Source organism: Brenneria sp. L3-3C-1, assembly GCF_016456245.1.
Lineage (GTDB): Bacteria > Pseudomonadota > Gammaproteobacteria > Enterobacterales > Enterobacteriaceae > Brenneria.
In genome coordinates, this window is the sequence record NZ_JAEMHF010000013.1 from 1 (window position 1) to 17,638 (window position 17,638).

Below are 17,638 nucleotides of genomic sequence, written 5' to 3' on the forward strand. Positions count from 1 at the left end.
CCGCGGATAATGTGGTCAATGCCGCTGAGTCTAACCAGTCTATCAATGTGACCGGTCAGGTTGGCGATCAGGTGCGGGCCGGTGATGCAGTGACCGTCACGGTGGGTAGCGAGACCTATCAGACTACCGTTAATGCCGATGGCGTGACCTGGAGCGTGAGTGTTCCCGGTAGCGTGCTTGCGGGAAATACCGCCGTTAATGCCACGGTGACGACCGCAGATGCCGCAGGCAATACCACTACGGCGGATGCTAACCGTCCTTACGATGTCGACACGGTAGCCCCGGATGCGTCGATTACCATTGATACCATTACCGCGGATAATGTGGTGAATGCGGCTGAGTCCGGCCAGACCATCAACGTCACCGGTCAGGTTGGCGAACAGGTACGGGCGGGCGATGCAGTGATCGTCACGGTGGGCAGCGAGACCTACCAAACCACGGTCAATACCGATGGCGTGACCTGGAGCGTGAGTGTGCCTGGTAGCGTATTAGCTGCCAATACAGCAATTAATGCCACGGTGAGGACCGCAGATGCGGCGGGTAATACCACCACGGCAGAGGCTAACCGTCCTTATGATGTCGACACGATTGCTCCGGATGCCTCAATTACCATCGATACCATCACCGCGGATAATGTGGTCAATGCCGCTGAGTCTAACCAGACCATCAGCGTGACCGGTCAGGTGGGCGATCAGGTACGGGCAGGTGATGCAGTGACTGTCACGGTGGGCAGCGAGACCTACCAAACCACGGTCAATGCCGATGGCGTAACCTGGAGCGTGAGTGTTCCCGGTAGCGTGCTGGCGGGAAATACCTCAGTTAATGCCACGGTAACCACCGCGGACGCGGCGGGGAATACCACCACGGCGGATGCCAGCCGCGGTTACACCGTTGATACCGTGGCGCCGGATGCGTCAATTACCATTGATACCATCACCGCCGATAATGTGGTGAATGCGGCCGAGTCCAACCAGTCTATCAATGTGACCGGTCAGGTGGGCGATAATGTCCAGGCCGGTGATGTGGTGACCGTCACGGTGGGCAACGAGACCTATCAGACCACGGTGAATGCCGATGGGACGAGCTGGAGCGTGAATATTCCCGGCAGCGTACTGGCGGGAAATACCTCAGTTAATGCCACGGTAACCACCGCAGATACGGCGGGCAATACTACCACGGCGGATGCCAGCCGCGGTTACACCGTTGATACCGTGGCGCCGGATGCGTCGATTACCATCGATGCCATCACCGCGGATAATGTGGTGAATGCGTCCGAGTCCAACCAGACCATCAATGTGACCGGTCAGGTTGGCGATAATGTCCAGGCCGGTGATGTGGTGACCGTCACGGTGGGCAGCGAGACCTATCAGACCACGGTGAATGCCGATGGTGTGACCTGGAGCGTGAGTGTGCCCGGCAGCGTACTGGCGGGAAATACCTCAGTTAATGCCACGGTAACCACCGCGGACGCGGCGGGGAATATCGCTACCGCGGATGCCAGCCGCGGTTACACGGTTGATACCGTGGCGCCGGATGCGTCGATTACTATTGATACGATTACGGCTGACAACGTAGTCAATGCCGCTGAGTCTAATCAGTCTATCAATGTCACCGGTCAGGTGGGCGATCAGGTGCAGGCAGGCGATGCGGTGACCGTCACCGTGGGTAGTGAGACTTATCAGACCACCGTTAATGTCGATGGCGTGACCTGGGGCGTGAGTGTTCCCGGTAGCGTGCTGGCGGGAAATACCTCAGTTAATGCCACGGTAACCACCGCAGATACGGCGGGCAATACTACCACGGCGGATGCCAGCCGCGGTTACACGGTTGATACCGTGGCGCCGGATGCGTCGATTACCATCGATGCCATCACCGCGGATAATGTGGTGAATGCCGCCGAGTCCAACCAGACCATTAATGTGACCGGCCAAGTGGGCGATCAGGTGCAGGCGGGCGATGCAGTGACGGTTACCGTCGGTAGTGAGACCTATCAGACCACGGTGAATGCCGATGGCGTGACCTGGAGCGTGAGTGTGCCCGGCAGCGTACTGGCAGGGAATACGGCGGTTACGGCGAGTGTCACCACCTCTGATGCGGCGGGCAATACCACCACGGCAGAGGCTAACCGTCCTTACGATGTCGACACGATTGCCCCGGATGCCTCAATTACCATTGATGCCATCACCGCCGATAATGTGGTGAATGCGGCCGAGTCCAACCAGTCTATCAATGTGACCGGTCAGGTTGGTGATAACGTCCAAGCCGGTGATGCGGTGACGGTTACCGTGGGCAGCGAGATTTATCAGACCACGGTGAATGCCGATGGCGTAACCTGGAGCGTGAATGTTCCCGGCAGCGTGCTGGCAGGGAATACGGCGGTTACGGCGAGTGTCACCACCTCTGATGCGGCAGGCAATACCACCACGGCGGATGCCAGCCGCGGTTACACGGTTGATACCGTGGCACCGGATGCGTCGATTACTATTGATACGATTACGGCTGACAACGTAGTCAATGCGGCCGAGTCTAATCAGACTATCAATGTCACCGGTCAGGTGGGCGATCAGGTACGGGCAGGTGATGCGGTGACCGTCACGGTGGGCAGCGAGACCTACCAAACCACCGTTAATGCCGATGGAACGAGCTGGAGTGTGAATGTGCCCGGCAGCGTACTGGCGGGGAATGCGGCTGTTACGGCGAGTGTCACCACCTCTGACGCGGCGGGCAATACCACTACCGCGAACGCAGAGCGTCCCTACACCGTTGATACGGTGGCACCAGATGCCTCGATTACCATTGATGCCATCACTGCCGATAACGTAGTCAATGCCGCTGAGTCTAACCAGACCATCAGCGTCACCGGCCAAGTGGGCGATCAGGTGCGGGCGGGTGATGCGATCACGGTAACTGTCGGCAGCGAAACCTACCAGACCACGGTGAATGCCGATGGCAGCACCTGGAGCGTCAATATTCCTGGTAGCGTATTAGCTGCCAATACGGCGATTAATGCCACGGTCACTACCTCTGATGCGGCAGGCAATACCGCCACGGCGGACGCCAGTCGTCCTTACTCGGTTGATACGGTAGCGCCGGATATTGATATTACGCATTTCGCGGGCAATGACGGTTATATCAGCCAGCATGAGTTGGTCAATACGGTCGTCAGCGGCACCAGCAGCGAGAAGACCGTCGATTTGGTCTTTACCGACGTCAATGGCCGGTCTGTCACGCTGAGCAATGTGCCGGTAGTTGATGGCACATGGCAGGCGCAAAGCGATCTCAGTTCACTGGCGGAGGGGAAGATCACCGTTGATGCCACGGCGACCGATCCGGCAGGCAATCAGTCTCATGCCAGCAGTGATGCGGTAATGGATATTACGCCGCCGGTTGCTCTCGATGATGCGGTAACCGGCATGGAAGATACGCCGCTGCATATCGGCTGGAGCGATCTCGGCGTATCTGCCGATACCTCCGGTATCGTAATCTCGGCGCTGCCGCCGGCCAATACCGGGACGCTCTATTTTAACGATGGCGGTAGCTGGAAGGCGGTAACGGTCGGCCAGGCGTTTACGGCTCAAGATCTTGATTTACGGTTTGAGCCGGCGGCAAATGCCGCGGGCTCTTCGTTAAGTGAGTTCTCATACCAGCCGGTCGATACGGTGGGAAATATCGGTAGCGATGCATCGTTGAGCATTAATATTACTCCGGTTGCCGACGCGCCGGTAGTTACCCTGAATATCGCCAGCGGCGAAACCACGCTGGTGCCGCAGACGATCGCCGTCAATGGCGGCAGCGAGAATGGCGGATTCGATATCCAGGACGGCAAGATCGTCGCTATCGGCGATGGCGTCCGCGTTTGGCTGACGCAGGGAGATCCGGTTCCCACGGTGGTGGGTAACGGCGTCATTGCCTATTACAACCAGGGGAATATCAGCGGCAGCAGTAGCTACACCGATATCTACGTGGTGCATAACGGCTCCGGATATGTCCAGGACGGCACCCAGCGCGGCCTGAATCAGGTCAGCGGCAATGGCGGATCGGAAGCGAGCGGTACGTCGCCGGACTATATTTTTATTCAAGACGGCGATACCAGTACCTACAGCGTCAGCACGTCGACCAACAACAATGCCGCGAGCAATGTGAATACGTTCGATGGCGTGAGCGTTTACGGCAACGGTCAGCTAATCAACAGCGGCAACCAGTTGGAAGGCGTTATCTACGGTGATGGCTCCACCGTTTTGGCGGATAGCGGCGATACCACCACGGTCGAGGTGATTTCCGTCCAAAGCGGTTATCAGCAGCACACAATCAATGTCTCCGCGGCGTTGACGGATACCGACGGCAGCGAAACGCTATCCGGCATTACTTTATCCGGGCTGCCGGAAGGCACGCAGATTGTCTCCGGCGATACGGTGCTTTATACCGTGGGGAGTGAAGGGACGTACCTGATTCCGAATACGGATAATGCGCAGTCGTTCACCGCTGACCTTAACATTCGGGTTCCGGTCGCGGCCGGCAAATTTGATGTAATCGCTCAGGCCACCTCAACCGAATCGGGCAATTATGATTCCGCGACCGGCTCTTCCGTGGAAGAGGTCGAACAGTATGGTTTAAGTATCGGCTCGACCGGTGATGATGCGATGTCGGGCACGCACAGCCATGATTTGATGGTCGCTGATGTTTCCGGGTTGCAGCTTGTCGAAGGGCAGAACTATAACATTGCGTTTATGGTGGATTCTTCAGGCAGCATGTCGAGTAGCGACATAGCAAAAACGCAGGCTTCGTTGACTAATGTGTTTAACAGTCTGATAAAAAGCGCCAATGGCGCCAACTCAGGCACGGTCAACGTCTTCCTGGCCGATTTTGACACTCAGGTCGGTAAAACGGTTTCCGTTAATCTGAGCGATCCTGACGCGTTGCAAAGTCTGACCGATGTGCTGAATTCGATGGTCGGCGGTTTGGCTAACGGCGGCGGCACCAACTACGAGGATGTGTTCAAAACCACCGCTAACTGGTTTTTAAGCGATCAGGTGACAAGCAATGTCGGCAATAACCTGACCTATTTTATTACCGACGGCGAGCCGACCTTTTATCAGACCGGCGAAACCAATGAAGTACGGGTCAGCGACCGGTGGCAGTGGCTGAATATTGACGATATCAACTATCAGCCCGGCGAAGCTTATTTTATGACTGTAAACGGTAGGTCTCGTGAAGTCATTGATGAACAAGGAAACGTCTATCGTTATAGCGGTCATAACAGTAGCGGTTCCGTCATTGGACAAGTTCATGCCCAGGGGGACGGCACCTACGAAATCTCTAACCTCGGCGGCGCAGGCAACAATAGTTCCTACTGGAACGGTCGCTATTGGGTGGATAATTCAGGTAATCTCGACGCCAGCAATGCACAAGCGACAGAAGCGTTTGCGCAGTTGAAAAAACTGTCCAATGTTGACGCTATCGGTATTGGCGACGATCTGAATGCCAGCAGCCTGCAACACTATGACACTGACGGTCACGTGCAGGATCATATCGATCCCAGTCAGTTGAATGAGGCGATCCTGGGCAGTAATGAGCCGATGCATGCCGGTAATGACGAACTCAACGGCGGCTTAGGTAACGATATCCTGTTCGGCGATGTGGTGACGTTTGATAATATTGAAGGCAACGGCCTCTCTGCGTTGCAAAACTATATTGCTGGGCGGATGGGGCTACAGGATACGCTGCCGACCGCGAAAGAGATGCACGGTTACATTACCGCGCACAGCAGCGAGTTTGATATTTCTTCCGCAAGTGACGGTAATGATATTCTTAACGGCGGCGTGGGCAATGACATCCTCTTCGGGCAAGGCGGCAACGATACCCTGAATGGCGGAAGCGGCAACGATCTGCTGTATGGCGGCAGCGGAGATGATCTGTTGATCGGCGGGGCCGGCAATGATGTGTTGATCGGCGGCGCCGGGGCGGACACCTTCAAGTGGCAGGCCGGTGAAGTGGGGCATGATGTTATCAAGGACTTCAATGCCAGCGAAGGCGACAGGATCGATTTAAGCGATCTGGTCGGCGAACTGGAAGAGGGAACCGATATCAGTCGCTATATTCGCATTACCGATAGCGATGGTTCGCCGACGATTGAAGTCAGTCCCGAAGGGAACTTCACCGGCGCTGGCGGCGGCACGGTGGCGGTATCCATTACGCTTGAGCACTACAGCGGCGCGTTACCGTCGCTTGAAAGTTTAATCAGCAAGCCAGAGCAAACTCAGAGCTGACGGTGATCGCGTGGAAAGGGCCTCAGAGTATGGGGCTCCTTTCATCTTTAAGCATACTTAAAAAGGTCTCGGAATATGTTTTATATCCAGCGCGATGGTGATGGGCATCTGCTTAAGGTTGATGAGAGTCCTTTTCCCGAGATGAATGGCGAATTGCCCGCCGGCTCCGCAGAGGCATTGGAATGGTTTAAAACCCATGATAGCGCCACGGCCAGTTTGCAACAGCTGCGTCAGAGCGACCTGGAGATGGTGCGGGTACTGGAAGATTTGATTCAGGTATTAATCAATAAAGGCGTCATCAGTATTACCGATTTTCCCTCCGCGGCGCAGCTCAAGCTGATCGGCCGGGCGCAGGCGCGCGAAGCCTTGAATAGCGGATTGGATAAATTAATCGGCGATGATGAAGACGGCATGTTCTGACAGGCGTAACAGCATGATGAAAAAGGCCTTAACCGGCCGTTTTTCATCCGATCGTCATCTTGTCGCCGGCGCCGGTTCTCCCAACAGACGTCCCATTGCGCCTTGCAACCCCATTTCCTGAAGCACTTTCAACTCGCCGGGGGTTTCAACACGCTCGGCGATAAGCGGCAGCGCAATGCTATTGGTGGCGCGATACAGGGCTTCAATAAACATTTTTTTATCTTCTTCACGATCGATATCCCGAATATAGCTGCCATCGACTTTTAAGTAAGCCAGTCCCCATTGAGACAAATTACCGATCATATTAAACCGGCCGCCAAAATGCTGAAGCCCCAGCGCGCAGCCATGTTCGTTCAGAAGTTTGATTAAGGCTTCAAGCTGAGCGGTGTCCGGCAGTTGGTTCTCATCCAATTCCAGAATCAGCCGCTTCGCCAACTGGGGCTGCTGCTTCAGCGGCGCCAGTAACTGAGCCATTAACGGCAGGTTAATCACGGTGTTGTAGGACAGACTTAACGCCAGAGCGCCTTGATGCTGGCGTAAATAACCCAGCACCTGTTTCAGCATCACCTGATCCAGCCGGGTATTCCAGCCAAAACGCTGAACCCAGGGAAGGAAGCGGCCTGCGGCGATACTGTTTCCCTGTTCATCCTCAATTCTTGCCAGCACCTTATGATGCAGTATCTGATTTGGATCGAGGCAATTCACCACCGGCTGTAAGAAAAGTTGCAGATTTCCCTGCTCCAGAATGGGAGCGAGCCGGTTAAACCACATGTGTCGGTCGGTGTCCGTCCGGGGGGATGTCGACAGGCTTTCATCGATGGTGATTTTGTCTGAATGCCTTTCGGCGCAGGTCAAAGCCTGATCGCCCTGGATCAGCAGGGATTGTGCGGCGTCTCCCGGTCGGAACGGCACCATACAAAACCGGGCCACCGGAGATACGTCTGTTTCACCCGTCAGGTATAAGCTTTCCATGTTGCGCGTCAGATCGTCTATCAACGCGTGGGCTTCCTTATCGACCAGGCCGGGGCACAGCAAGGCGAATTCGCCGCCGCGGATACGGGCTGACAAGCTCTCTGCTTTGACGTCCCGCTTTTGGGTTTTGTGGATGATTTGCCCGATTGCCGCCAGCACTGAATCGGTGTGTTGTCCTCCCAGACGCTGGTTCATTCCTGAGAGATCCTGGATGCGGATCATAATCAGGAAGCCCGGTGGCGTTTCATCATCGGCGAGTTTGTCCTGAAACTGAATGTCGAAAGCCCGGCGGTTGGCCAACCCGGTCTGAGGATCTTGATAAGCCTCCTGACGTAAGCGCTCGCTTCGTAAGGCTTCTTCCTCAAATAGGGTCTTGAGTTTGCTAACCATCAGATTCATGGCCTGCGCCACGCGGCGCAACTCCGGCGTGTTGGGTAAATCAGGCTGGTTGAGGAATTCCCGGCGGGTAATCGCCAATGACTGATTGACGATATAGTCCAGCGGGCGCAGTTGGCGGCGCAGCAGTATGGCGCCGAGCAAAACCCCAAGCGTACCGCAACTGAGCAGCCAGATGAGCGTGGCCGAACTGCTTTTCCACAAACGGGTGATGGCGAACATGGGATGGCTGACGACTTCCACTTTTGCCGCCTGTTCCCAGCCGCGCATGACGATCGCTTCGCCTGCGCCGGGTTGCAGGTTTACCAGCCGCACAAACCAGCGGGGCACATTGGGCACTTCCGGCGACGCCGTGCGCGCCAGCGTAATGTTATCGGTTTTTAAATCCCGAATGCGGATGCTGGAAAAGTAGCCGCTGTCAAAAATGGAGCTGACCATCAGTTCCACCATCGCCGGATCGTCGATATTCGGCGTCAGGGACAATCCCAGTGCGGTTGCCGCATCCTGGGCATGGGAACGAAGCTGGTTGTTATATTGCTCGCGCGAGTTTTCCAGACTGACGAAAAAACTCCCGCTGAAAATAATCAGCACGAACAGGCAGATGGCTATCAGTAATTGTTTGTATAGAGACATAGCCTTATCTTACTCCTCAAGTGAAAATCCTTCGGCACGCATTTTGGTCAGTAATTCCTGCCAGCGCGAAAGTCGTTTACTGTCACCTACGCGTTTGTTGCCGCCGGCGCCCGGCAGCCATAATCCTTCGCCATTAAAGGAATAGACCGGCAGTAAATCGGTGCGCTGGGTCGCAGGTTGAATGTTATTTATCAGGTTATCCAGCACCAGAGGGATGGCGGTTGGCGTCGGATAATAGGTAAGCACCATATGAGCCTTGTTTAGACGTAATGCCTTGACGTAAGTGATGCGCAGTTTTTCACCCGCCACGCCTAAATGACGCAAAGTGAAATATTTGGCGATGGCGTAGTCTTCACAATCCGCCGCGCCTTTGCGCAACGCTTCAATCGGGCTGGCCCAGTAATCTTCCTGACCCCAGATGACCGTATCATCACGAAACTGCAAACGGTCATTAAAAAAACGATTCACGGCTTCCAGCTGTTGTTGTTCATCCGCGTTGCGCTGGGAAATCAGCAACGCCTGCCATTCATCAATCCGTCGACTGGCCGCCGGGGTCGCCGGGCCATAAAGCTGGGCCGTCCGTTGAGTAATGAGGATGAAATCCCAGTCTGCGCGCAGCGAACCTGCCAGCAGCAATAGACAGCAAATGAGAAAAAGCTTGCAAAAAACGGTCTTAGGCAAGTGGTATTGCACTGATATTTCTCTGTTTGCTCACAAGGCGGCCGCCCCCGGCGTGAAGATTTAATAGATTAGACTATAGTGCAGACTATCTTACTTTTATAATGGCAAAAAGCCATTACTGCGGCACCAGGATAATGGTAGAAAAAAGTGCTGCAACGAAGAGGCAACAGGATGAATTTAGGCGCATTAGTATCAGAAACCCGCAATCCCGACACGATGGATTTGGATCAGTTGTCTACACTGGACATGATGCGTGTTTTCAATCGGGAAGATCAAAAGGTGCCGGAGGCTATCCGTCAGGTATTGCCGGCGATCGCCAGAGCGGTCGATCTGGCGACGGCCGCCTTAAAAGCGGGGGGACGGCTGATTTACCTGGGAGCGGGAACCAGCGGCCGATTGGGCGTGCTGGACGCCTCGGAATGCCCCCCGACGTTTGGGGTGCCGCATGGACTGGTGATTGGCTTGATCGCCGGCGGCCCGGGCGCATTGCTTCAGGCGGTTGAAGGCGCGGAGGATGATCCGGCGTTGGGCGAGGCCGATCTTGTCTCCCTGCATCTCACGGCGGAGGATATGGTGATCGGTCTGGCGGCTTCCGGCCGAACGCCTTATGTCATCGGCGCCTTGCGTTACGCTCGCAGCGTCGGCTGCCGGACGGCGGCGATCTCCTGTAATCCGCACGCGCCCATTGCAGAGGAAGCCCAGGTGGCGATTTCCCCGGTCGTCGGCCCGGAAGCACTGACGGGATCGACCCGCCTGAAATCGGGAACCGCACAAAAGCTGGTGCTGAATATGATTTCCACCGGCGTCATGGTTAAGCTGGGCAAGGTGTATCAGAATCTAATGGTGGATGTGAAAGCCACCAATGTTAAATTGTTGGATCGCGCGTGCCGGATTGTGATCGAAGCCACGGGAGCGGATCCGGATGTGGCCCGGCAGGCGCTGGCGCAGACCGGGAACGAGGTGAAACCTGCTATTCTGATGATTCTGAGCGGGGTGAGCGCGCAAGAGGCGCGACGGAAACTGCTGCAACATAAGGGTTATCTGCGCGAGGCGCTGATTGACTGACACGATGAGACATCGTCTTTTATTTATCGATCGCCGAGGAGTAACGTTTTGAGTGATAAGCGAAGCCTGCGCATTGTGTTTTTTGATTTGGACGGCACGCTGCATCAGCAGGATATGTTCGGTAGTTTTTTACGCTTTCTGCTCAAGCGGTTGCCGCTTAACCTTATTCTTGTTCTCCCGTTATTGCCGGTTATCGGCGCCGGTTTGCTGGTGCGCGGCCGCGCCGCCCGCTGGCCGATGAGCTGGCTGTTGTGGGCGATTACCTTTGGACGCCGTGAGGATAATCTCGTTCAGTTGGAAAAGCAGTTCGTCAGCGATTTTCGCCGTAAAGTGACGCCTTTTCCGCAGGTACAACAGCGGCTGAAAGAATATTTACAGGATACTCAGGCGCAGGTCTGGCTGGTCACCGGCTCGCCTCAGCGCCTGGTTGAGCAGGTCTACCATGATTCCCCCTTTTTACCCGGCGTTCGTCTGATGGGAAGCCAGATAACACGGCGCGCCGGCGGCTGGGTGCTGACGCTGCGCTGTCTGGGGCAGGAAAAAGTCATTCAGATGGAACAGCGGCTGGGCACGCCGCTGAAGCTCTATAGCGGCTACAGCGACAGCAAGCAGGATAATCCGCTGCTCTATTTTTGCGAGCATCGCTGGCGGGTGACGCCAAACGGCAGTTTGCAACAACTGGAGTGATTCCTCTCGGGCGTTGTCCGTATATAATGCCGCCCCCAACAGTGACAGCGAAAAAATTGCCTAAGAGGAAGCCGTGAGCCGCGTATTGGTACTGGATGATGAATATTGGATGCGCCATGCGCTGACCTTGGCCCGGCGCGCTCAGGATGAAGGCGAGGTGCCGGTCGGGGCGGTGCTGGTCTTGGATAATCAGGTAATCGGCGAAGGCTGGAATCGCCCGATAGGCCATCACGATCCGACCGCTCATGCCGAGATTATGGCGCTGCGTCAGGGAGGAAAAGCGCTACAGAACTATCGCCTGTTGCATTCCACGCTCTACGTGACGCTGGAGCCTTGCATCATGTGCGCGGGCGCCATGATCCACAGTCGCATTGGCCGGCTGGTTTATGGCGCGGCGGATGAAAAAACCGGGGCGGCGGGGTCGCTGGTGGATATTTTACGCCATCCCGGCATGAATCATCAGATAACCATCGATTCCGGCATTCTGGCCGCCGAGTGTTCCGCCACGCTCAGCGTATTTTTCCGCCAGCGGCGTGAGCAGCATAAAGCGCGGCGCGCGGCGGGTAAAAAAGCCGCGAATTAATCGCGGCTCAGACTGTTGACAAAGCCCGTTATGTTATTAGGGAGAGCGTGGCGAGGGGCCGTAGCGGCGTAAGCCGCCGACAAATTTGCCAGGAGCAAATTTGAACAGCATTTATGCTGGCCCGCAGGGTGGGGCACAAGGATGTGTCCCATAATGGCCCCTCGGTACGCTAGGCCCGGGTATCTCAGGCTTACAAACGACTTTGTCAGCAACCTCGACTTCAGCTTATGGCGTTATAAGACTTATTCCGGCACTTTATCCGGCGCAACAACCGGATAAGCCTGAGCGGAGAGCAACTGTTGCTGCGCTTTAGTCTCTTTTTCTGACAGATATCCCACCAGACTCACCATATAACGGCGGATATTTTCCACATAGTTGTAGGCTTCATGTCCGCGCGCATAACCGTAAGTGGTTTGCGTGTAATAACGTTTCTGGCTCAGCATCGGCAGACGCAGTTTCACATCGGCCCAGCTATCGGGGTTGCCTTTCTGCCTTTCCGTCAGTTTACGGGCGTCCAGCAAATGGGCATATCCCATGTTGTAGGCCGCCAGCGCAAACCAGATTTTTTCATCCTCAGGGATCGTATCCGGCATCTTCTGCATCATATGCGACATATATTGCGCGCCGCCGCGAATACTCTGTTCGGGATCGAGACGATCGGTAACATCCAGACTTTCCGCCGTATTGCGGGTAAGCATCATCAGCCCGCGTACGCCGGTCGGCGAGGTGGCCAGCGGGTTCCAGTGCGATTCCTGATAGGAGATGGCCGCCAGCAGTTTCCAGTCGATCTCCGTGGCATATTTTTCAAACAACGGCTGGAGATCGGGCAGCGTTTCATCAATGGCGCTGAGGAAGGTGGTGGTATCGACGTAATCAAATTCGCCGACATGGCCCAGATATTTTTCTTCCAGTCGGGCGAGGGTGCCGTCTTCAACGATGCGGCTGAAAAAATCCAGTAACGCTGCGGACAGGCTATCATCATTTGAGCGCCGCATGTACCAGGTGACCGGTTCTTCATCGCTGAGATCGAACGCCACGGCGAGCTGGGGATGAATACGCTGGATTAACCCAATGGTGACCGAATCTCCCAGGGTATAGTCGAGTTTACCGTCGATAACCTGTTTCAGCAGTTCCTGCGTGGTCAGTTCTGACGTTGATTCCCACTCCAACTGCGGATGTTTGTCCGCTTTCAGTTCGCGCAGCGTGGCGACATACGCGGATCCTGATGTCACGGCCAGGCGTCCGGGCAGTTTTCCCAGCGTTTTAGGGCGCGTGTTCCCCAGGCGGTACACCAACTGTTGCGACACCGAATAGTAGGTCGGCCCGGCGCGAAAGCGCGCCAAACGTTCATGATTATAAATGAGTCCGGCGGCCAGTAAGTCCGTATCGTCGTCATCCAGATCGTCAAACAGGTCGTCAAGATTTTTACGTGACGAGACCGTCAGCTTGACGCCGAGATAGTCGGCGAAACGTTTCGCCAGTTCATAATCAAGACCTGCCGGCTCACCGTTACTGATATAGTGAGTCAAAGGCGAGTCGATGGTGCTGATACGCAACTCGCCGCGTGAGAGGATCTGTCTGAGCTGATCGTCCTGGCTGCTGCGCCAGGGGATATTTGGCCATAGGGCCAGCGCCAGCAGTAACGTGATAATCCCGATGAAAAAATAATTTAATTTTAAACGCTTCAAATAATGGTCTCTCGGCGGCTTGGCTAGCCTGTCTATAGTGGCCGTTTTTTATACGAAAAGTCCCGGAGTCGAGGCATTTTGCGTAACAAACTGCCAGTGTGCAACTTTTATTGATTTGGTTAATGGTCATTCGGTGCCGTAAGGCGATGTGCAACAATCGCTACGCAAACGGTTTCGTCCGGGTCAAGGATTCTCTATAATGACGCGCGTTTCCCCCCTGTAGCGCCCAACGACTGCACCGCAGTCGGTGCATCGAAGACGAGAGAACTTTAGATTATGGAAATACTGCGTGGTTCACCTGCTTTGTCGGCTTTTCGTATTAATAAATTGCTGGTTCGCTGCAAAGAGCACTTTTTGCCGATCAGCGATATCTATGCCGAATATGTGCATTTTGCCGATGTCAGCGCGCCGCTGAACAACGATGAACAGGACAAACTGACACGGTTGCTGAAATATGGTCCTTCTCTCGCTGAACACGAGCCGCAAGGCCGTTTGCTGCTGGTGACTCCCCGTCCCGGCACGATTTCCCCGTGGTCTTCCAAGGCAACGGATATTGCGCGTAATTGCGGCTTGAATAAGGTTTTGCGTCTGGAACGCGGTCTGGCTTTTTATATCCATGCGCCGACGCTGAGCGATGAACAGTGGCAGCAACTGGGGGCGTTGTTGCATGACCGTATGATGGAAAGCGTATTCAATGAGATGAAGCAGGCGGAAAAACTGTTCTCTCATCATCAGCCCGCGCCGTTGAAACGTGTAGAGATCTTGTTACAGGGCCGGCAGGCGCTGGAAGAGGCCAATGTCCGGCTGGGGCTGGCGCTGGCGGAAGACGAGATCGATTATCTGCTGGATGCGTTTAACCAACTGGGGCGCAATCCCACCGATATTGAGCTGTATATGTTTGCCCAGGCCAACTCCGAACATTGCCGGCATAAAATTTTTAATGCCGACTGGGTGATCGATGGCGTGGAACAGCCGAAATCGCTGTTCAAGATGATTAAGAACACCTTCGTCCACACGCCGGATCACGTATTGTCCGCCTATAAGGACAACGCGGCGGTGATGGAAGGCTCCGCCGTCGGGCGTTTCTATGCCGATACGCACGGCAACTACGATTACCATCAGGAAGAGGCGCATATCCTGATGAAAGTGGAAACCCACAACCACCCGACGGCGATTTCGCCCTGGCCGGGGGCGGCAACGGGTTCCGGCGGTGAAATCCGCGATGAAGGCGCGACCGGACGGGGCTCCAAACCCAAGGCGGGGCTGGTCGGTTTCTCCGTATCGAACCTGCGTATTCCCGGCTTTGAACAGCCGTGGGAAGAAGATTTCGGCAAGCCCGATCGTATCGTCAGCGCCCTGGATATTATGATCGAAGGCCCGCTGGGCGGGGCGGCGTTCAATAATGAATTCGGCCGCCCTGCGCTGACCGGCTATTTCCGTACCTATGAAGAGCGGGTGGACAGCCATAACGGCACCGAACTGCGGGGTTATCACAAGCCCATCATGTTGGCCGGCGGCCTCGGTAATATTCGCGCCGACCATGTTCAAAAAGGCGAAATCAGCGTGGGCGCCAAACTGATCGTGCTCGGCGGCCCTTCAATGAATATCGGGTTAGGGGGCGGGGCGGCGTCGTCAATGGCCTCCGGTCAGTCTGACGCCGATCTGGATTTTGCTTCCGTTCAGCGCGATAACCCGGAAATGGAGCGCCGCTGTCAGGAAGTTATCGACCGCTGCTGGCAGTTGGGCGAACAGAACCCGATCCTGTTTATTCATGACGTGGGCGCCGGCGGCCTGTCCAACGCGATGCCGGAGCTGGTCAGCGACGGCGGCCGCGGCGGTCGTTTCGAACTGCGTGATATTTTGAATGACGAACCGGGCATGAGTCCGCTGGAAGTCTGGTGCAATGAGTCGCAAGAGCGTTATGTGCTGGCCGTCGCGCCGGAACAACTGGCGTTGTTTGATGAAATCTGCCGCCGTGAGCGTGCGCCTTACGCGGTGATCGGCGAAGCGACGGAAGAATTGCATTTGACGCTGAATGACCGTCATTTCAATAACCAGCCGATCGATCTGCCGCTGGATGTTTTGCTGGGTAAAACGCCGAAGATGCTGCGTGATGTCGAACGCAAACAGGTGGAAGGCGCATCGCTAAACCGTGATGACATTTATCTGGCCGACGCGGTAGAGCGCGTGCTGCATTTGCCGGTGGTGGCGGAAAAAACCTTTCTGATCACCATCGGCGACCGTTCGGTAACCGGTATGGTGGCCCGCGATCAAATGGTCGGGCCGTGGCAGGTGCCGGTGGCTGACTGCGCGGTGACCACGGCGAGTCTGGACAGCTATTACGGTGAAGCCATGTCGATTGGCGAACGCGCCCCGGTGGCGCTGCGCAATTTCGCGGCCTCCGCGCGTCTGGCGGTGGGGGAAGCATTAACCAACATTGCCGCGACCGATATCGGCCCTCTGACGCGCGTTAAGCTGTCGGCTAACTGGATGGCCGCAGCCGGCCATCCGGGGGAAGATGCCGGGCTTTACGATGCGGTTAAAGCCATCGGCGAAGAACTTTGCCCGGCGCTGGGGTTGACTATCCCGGTCGGCAAAGACTCCATGTCGATGAAAACCCGCTGGCGGGAAGGCGACGAAGAACGCGCCATCACCTCGCCGATGTCGCTGGTGATTTCTGCTTTCGCCCGGGTGGAGGACGTGCGTAAAACGGTAACCCCGCAGTTGCGTACCGATGAAGATAACGCATTATTACTGATCGACTTGGGCGCGGGACACCAGGCGCTGGGCGCCACCGCGCTGGCTCAGGTATACCGCCAGTTAGGCCGTGAAACCGCGGACGTGCGCAATGCGCAACAACTGGCCGGCTTCTTTAATGCCATGCAGCAGTTGGTGACGGACAAGGCCTTACTGGCTTATCACGATCGATCTGACGGCGGGCTGTTGGCGACGCTGGCTGAGATGGCGTTCGCCGGCCACTGCGCCGTGAATGTCGATATTGCTTCGCAGGGCGACGACACGTTGGCTACGTTGTTCAACGAAGAGCTGGGGGCGGTTATTCAGATTGCGGCTTCACGTCAGGCCGACGTGCAAAGCGTGTTTGCCCGGCATGGTCTGGCGGATTGCGTGCATTATCTCGGTCGCGCCGAAGAGGGAACACGCTTTATTATTACCCGCGGTGAGGACGTGGTTTACCGCGAAAGCCGCACCACAATGCGTAGCTGGTGGGCGGAAACCACCTGGCAGATGCAGCGCTTGCGTGATAACCCGCAGTGCGCCGATCAGGAGCATACCGCCAAGCAGGATGATAACGATCCCGGTTTGAATGTGGCGCTGACCTTTGAACCGCAGGAGGATATTGCCGCGCCCTATATTGCGAAACAGGTTCGCCCTAAAGTCGCCGTGTTGCGTGAGCAGGGGGTTAACTCCCATGTCGAAATGGCGGCGGCTTTCCACCGCGCCGGCTTTGACGCCGTAGATATCCATATGAGCGATTTGTTGGCGGGACGCCGCGATCTGCAAGATTTTCAGGCGCTGGTCGCCTGCGGCGGTTTCTCTTATGGCGACGTGCTGGGCGCGGGTGAGGGGTGGGCGAAGTCCATTCTGTTCAATCCGCGGGTGCGTGATGAATTCGCCGCATTCTTCCAGCGTCCGCAGACGCTGGCGCTCGGGGTGTGCAACGGTTGCCAGATGATGTCGAATCTGAAAGAGCTGATCCCCGGCGCGGATCTCTGGCCGCGTTTTGTGCGCAATAAATCGGATCGCTTTGAAGCTCGCTTTAGTCTGGTTGAAGTAGAGAAGAGTCCGTCGTTGTTTATGAACGACATGGCGGGATCGCGTATGCCTATTGCGGTTTCACATGGCGAAGGTCAGGTTGAGGTACGTGATGAAACGCATCTGTCGGCGCTCGAAGAGCGTGGTCTGGTTACGCTGCGTTATGTGAATAACTACGGCCAGGTTACCGAAAATTATCCCGCCAACCCGAATGGTTCGCCAAACGGTATTACGGCCGTCACCAGCACCAGTGGTCGGGCGACGGTAATGATGCCGCACCCGGAACGGGTATTCCGTACCGTCAGCAACTCCTGGCATCCGAAAGCGTGGGGCGAAGATGGTCCGTGGATGCGTATGTTCCGCAATGCGCGCAGACAGCTGGGTTAATCATTCTCAGAACGGTAAAAGTAAGACGCGGCAAGGAGCTTTGGCTCCTTGTCGTTTTTTTGCGACAAACGCTTGGTTAGATGTCT

9 protein-coding genes are annotated in these 17,638 nt (G+C 55.9%); 6 read left to right on the forward strand and 3 right to left on the reverse strand.

All coding sequences use genetic code 11. The annotated features are described in order from the left end of the window. The first annotated feature begins 11 nt into the window (after positions 1-11). Positions 12-6,266: an Ig-like domain-containing protein gene (locus JG725_RS18585; protein WP_330529055.1), complete on the forward strand. Its 6,255-nt coding sequence runs from the start codon at positions 12-14 to the stop codon at positions 6,264-6,266. Positions 6,267-6,341: 75 nt separating this feature from the next. Continuing rightward, complete coding sequence (locus tag JG725_RS18590) at positions 6,342-6,686, forward strand: tryptophan synthase subunit beta (protein ID WP_199379358.1); 345 nt, start codon at positions 6,342-6,344, stop codon at positions 6,684-6,686. Positions 6,687-6,740: 54 nt separating this feature from the next. On the opposite strand, the gene lapD is transcribed toward JG725_RS18590, so the two are convergent. After that, positions 6,741-8,687 carry a cyclic di-GMP receptor LapD gene (lapD, locus tag JG725_RS18595; RefSeq protein WP_199379360.1) on the reverse strand — a complete coding sequence of 649 codons (1,947 nt, stop codon included), beginning with the start codon at positions 8,685-8,687 and terminating at the stop codon, positions 6,741-6,743. Positions 8,688-8,696: 9 nt separating this feature from the next. Further along, complete coding sequence (gene lapG, locus JG725_RS18600; RefSeq protein ID WP_233356498.1) at positions 8,697-9,368, reverse strand: cysteine protease LapG; 672 nt, start codon at positions 9,366-9,368, stop codon at positions 8,697-8,699. Positions 9,369-9,539: 171 nt separating this feature from the next. Between lapG and murQ the strand changes: the two genes are divergently transcribed. The 3 genes from murQ (at position 9,540) to tadA (ending at position 11,703) form a co-directional block, all read left to right on the forward strand. Next, positions 9,540-10,433 carry an N-acetylmuramic acid 6-phosphate etherase gene (gene murQ, locus JG725_RS18605; protein WP_199379364.1) on the forward strand — a complete coding sequence of 298 codons (894 nt, stop codon included), beginning with the start codon at positions 9,540-9,542 and terminating at the stop codon, positions 10,431-10,433. 48 nt (positions 10,434-10,481) lie between these two features. Continuing rightward, on the forward strand, positions 10,482-11,120 hold the full coding sequence (gene yfhb, locus JG725_RS18610) for a phosphatidylglycerophosphatase C (RefSeq protein WP_172291578.1): 639 nt from the start codon (positions 10,482-10,484) through the stop codon (positions 11,118-11,120). Between the two features lie 73 nt (positions 11,121-11,193). Continuing rightward, a complete protein-coding gene (tadA, locus tag JG725_RS18615; RefSeq protein ID WP_199379366.1) occupies positions 11,194-11,703 on the forward strand; it encodes a tRNA adenosine(34) deaminase TadA in 510 nt (169 codons plus the stop codon). 242 nt (positions 11,704-11,945) lie between these two features. On the opposite strand, the gene mltF is transcribed toward tadA, so the two are convergent. Next, positions 11,946-13,391, reverse strand: coding sequence for a membrane-bound lytic murein transglycosylase MltF (mltF, locus tag JG725_RS18620; RefSeq protein ID WP_172291580.1), 1,446 nt, complete (start codon positions 13,389-13,391; stop codon positions 11,946-11,948). 276 nt (positions 13,392-13,667) lie between these two features. On the opposite strand from mltF, the gene purL reads away from it, so the two are divergent. Beyond that, complete coding sequence (gene purL, locus JG725_RS18625; protein WP_199379368.1) at positions 13,668-17,552, forward strand: phosphoribosylformylglycinamidine synthase; 3,885 nt, start codon at positions 13,668-13,670, stop codon at positions 17,550-17,552. Positions 17,553-17,638 lie beyond the last annotated feature (86 nt).

Bases quoted from the DNA above. Each gene is read 5' to 3' on its own strand.
- JG725_RS18590 (WP_199379358.1), top strand. From the start codon at position 6,342: ATGTTTTATATCCAGCGCGATGGTGATGGGCATCTGCTTAAGGTTGAT.
- lapD (WP_199379360.1), bottom strand. From the start codon at position 8,687: ATGTCTCTATACAAACAATTACTGATAGCCATCTGCCTGTTCGTGCTG.
- murQ (WP_199379364.1), top strand. From the start codon at position 9,540: ATGAATTTAGGCGCATTAGTATCAGAAACCCGCAATCCCGACACGATG.
- purL (WP_199379368.1), top strand. From the start codon at position 13,668: ATGGAAATACTGCGTGGTTCACCTGCTTTGTCGGCTTTTCGTATTAAT.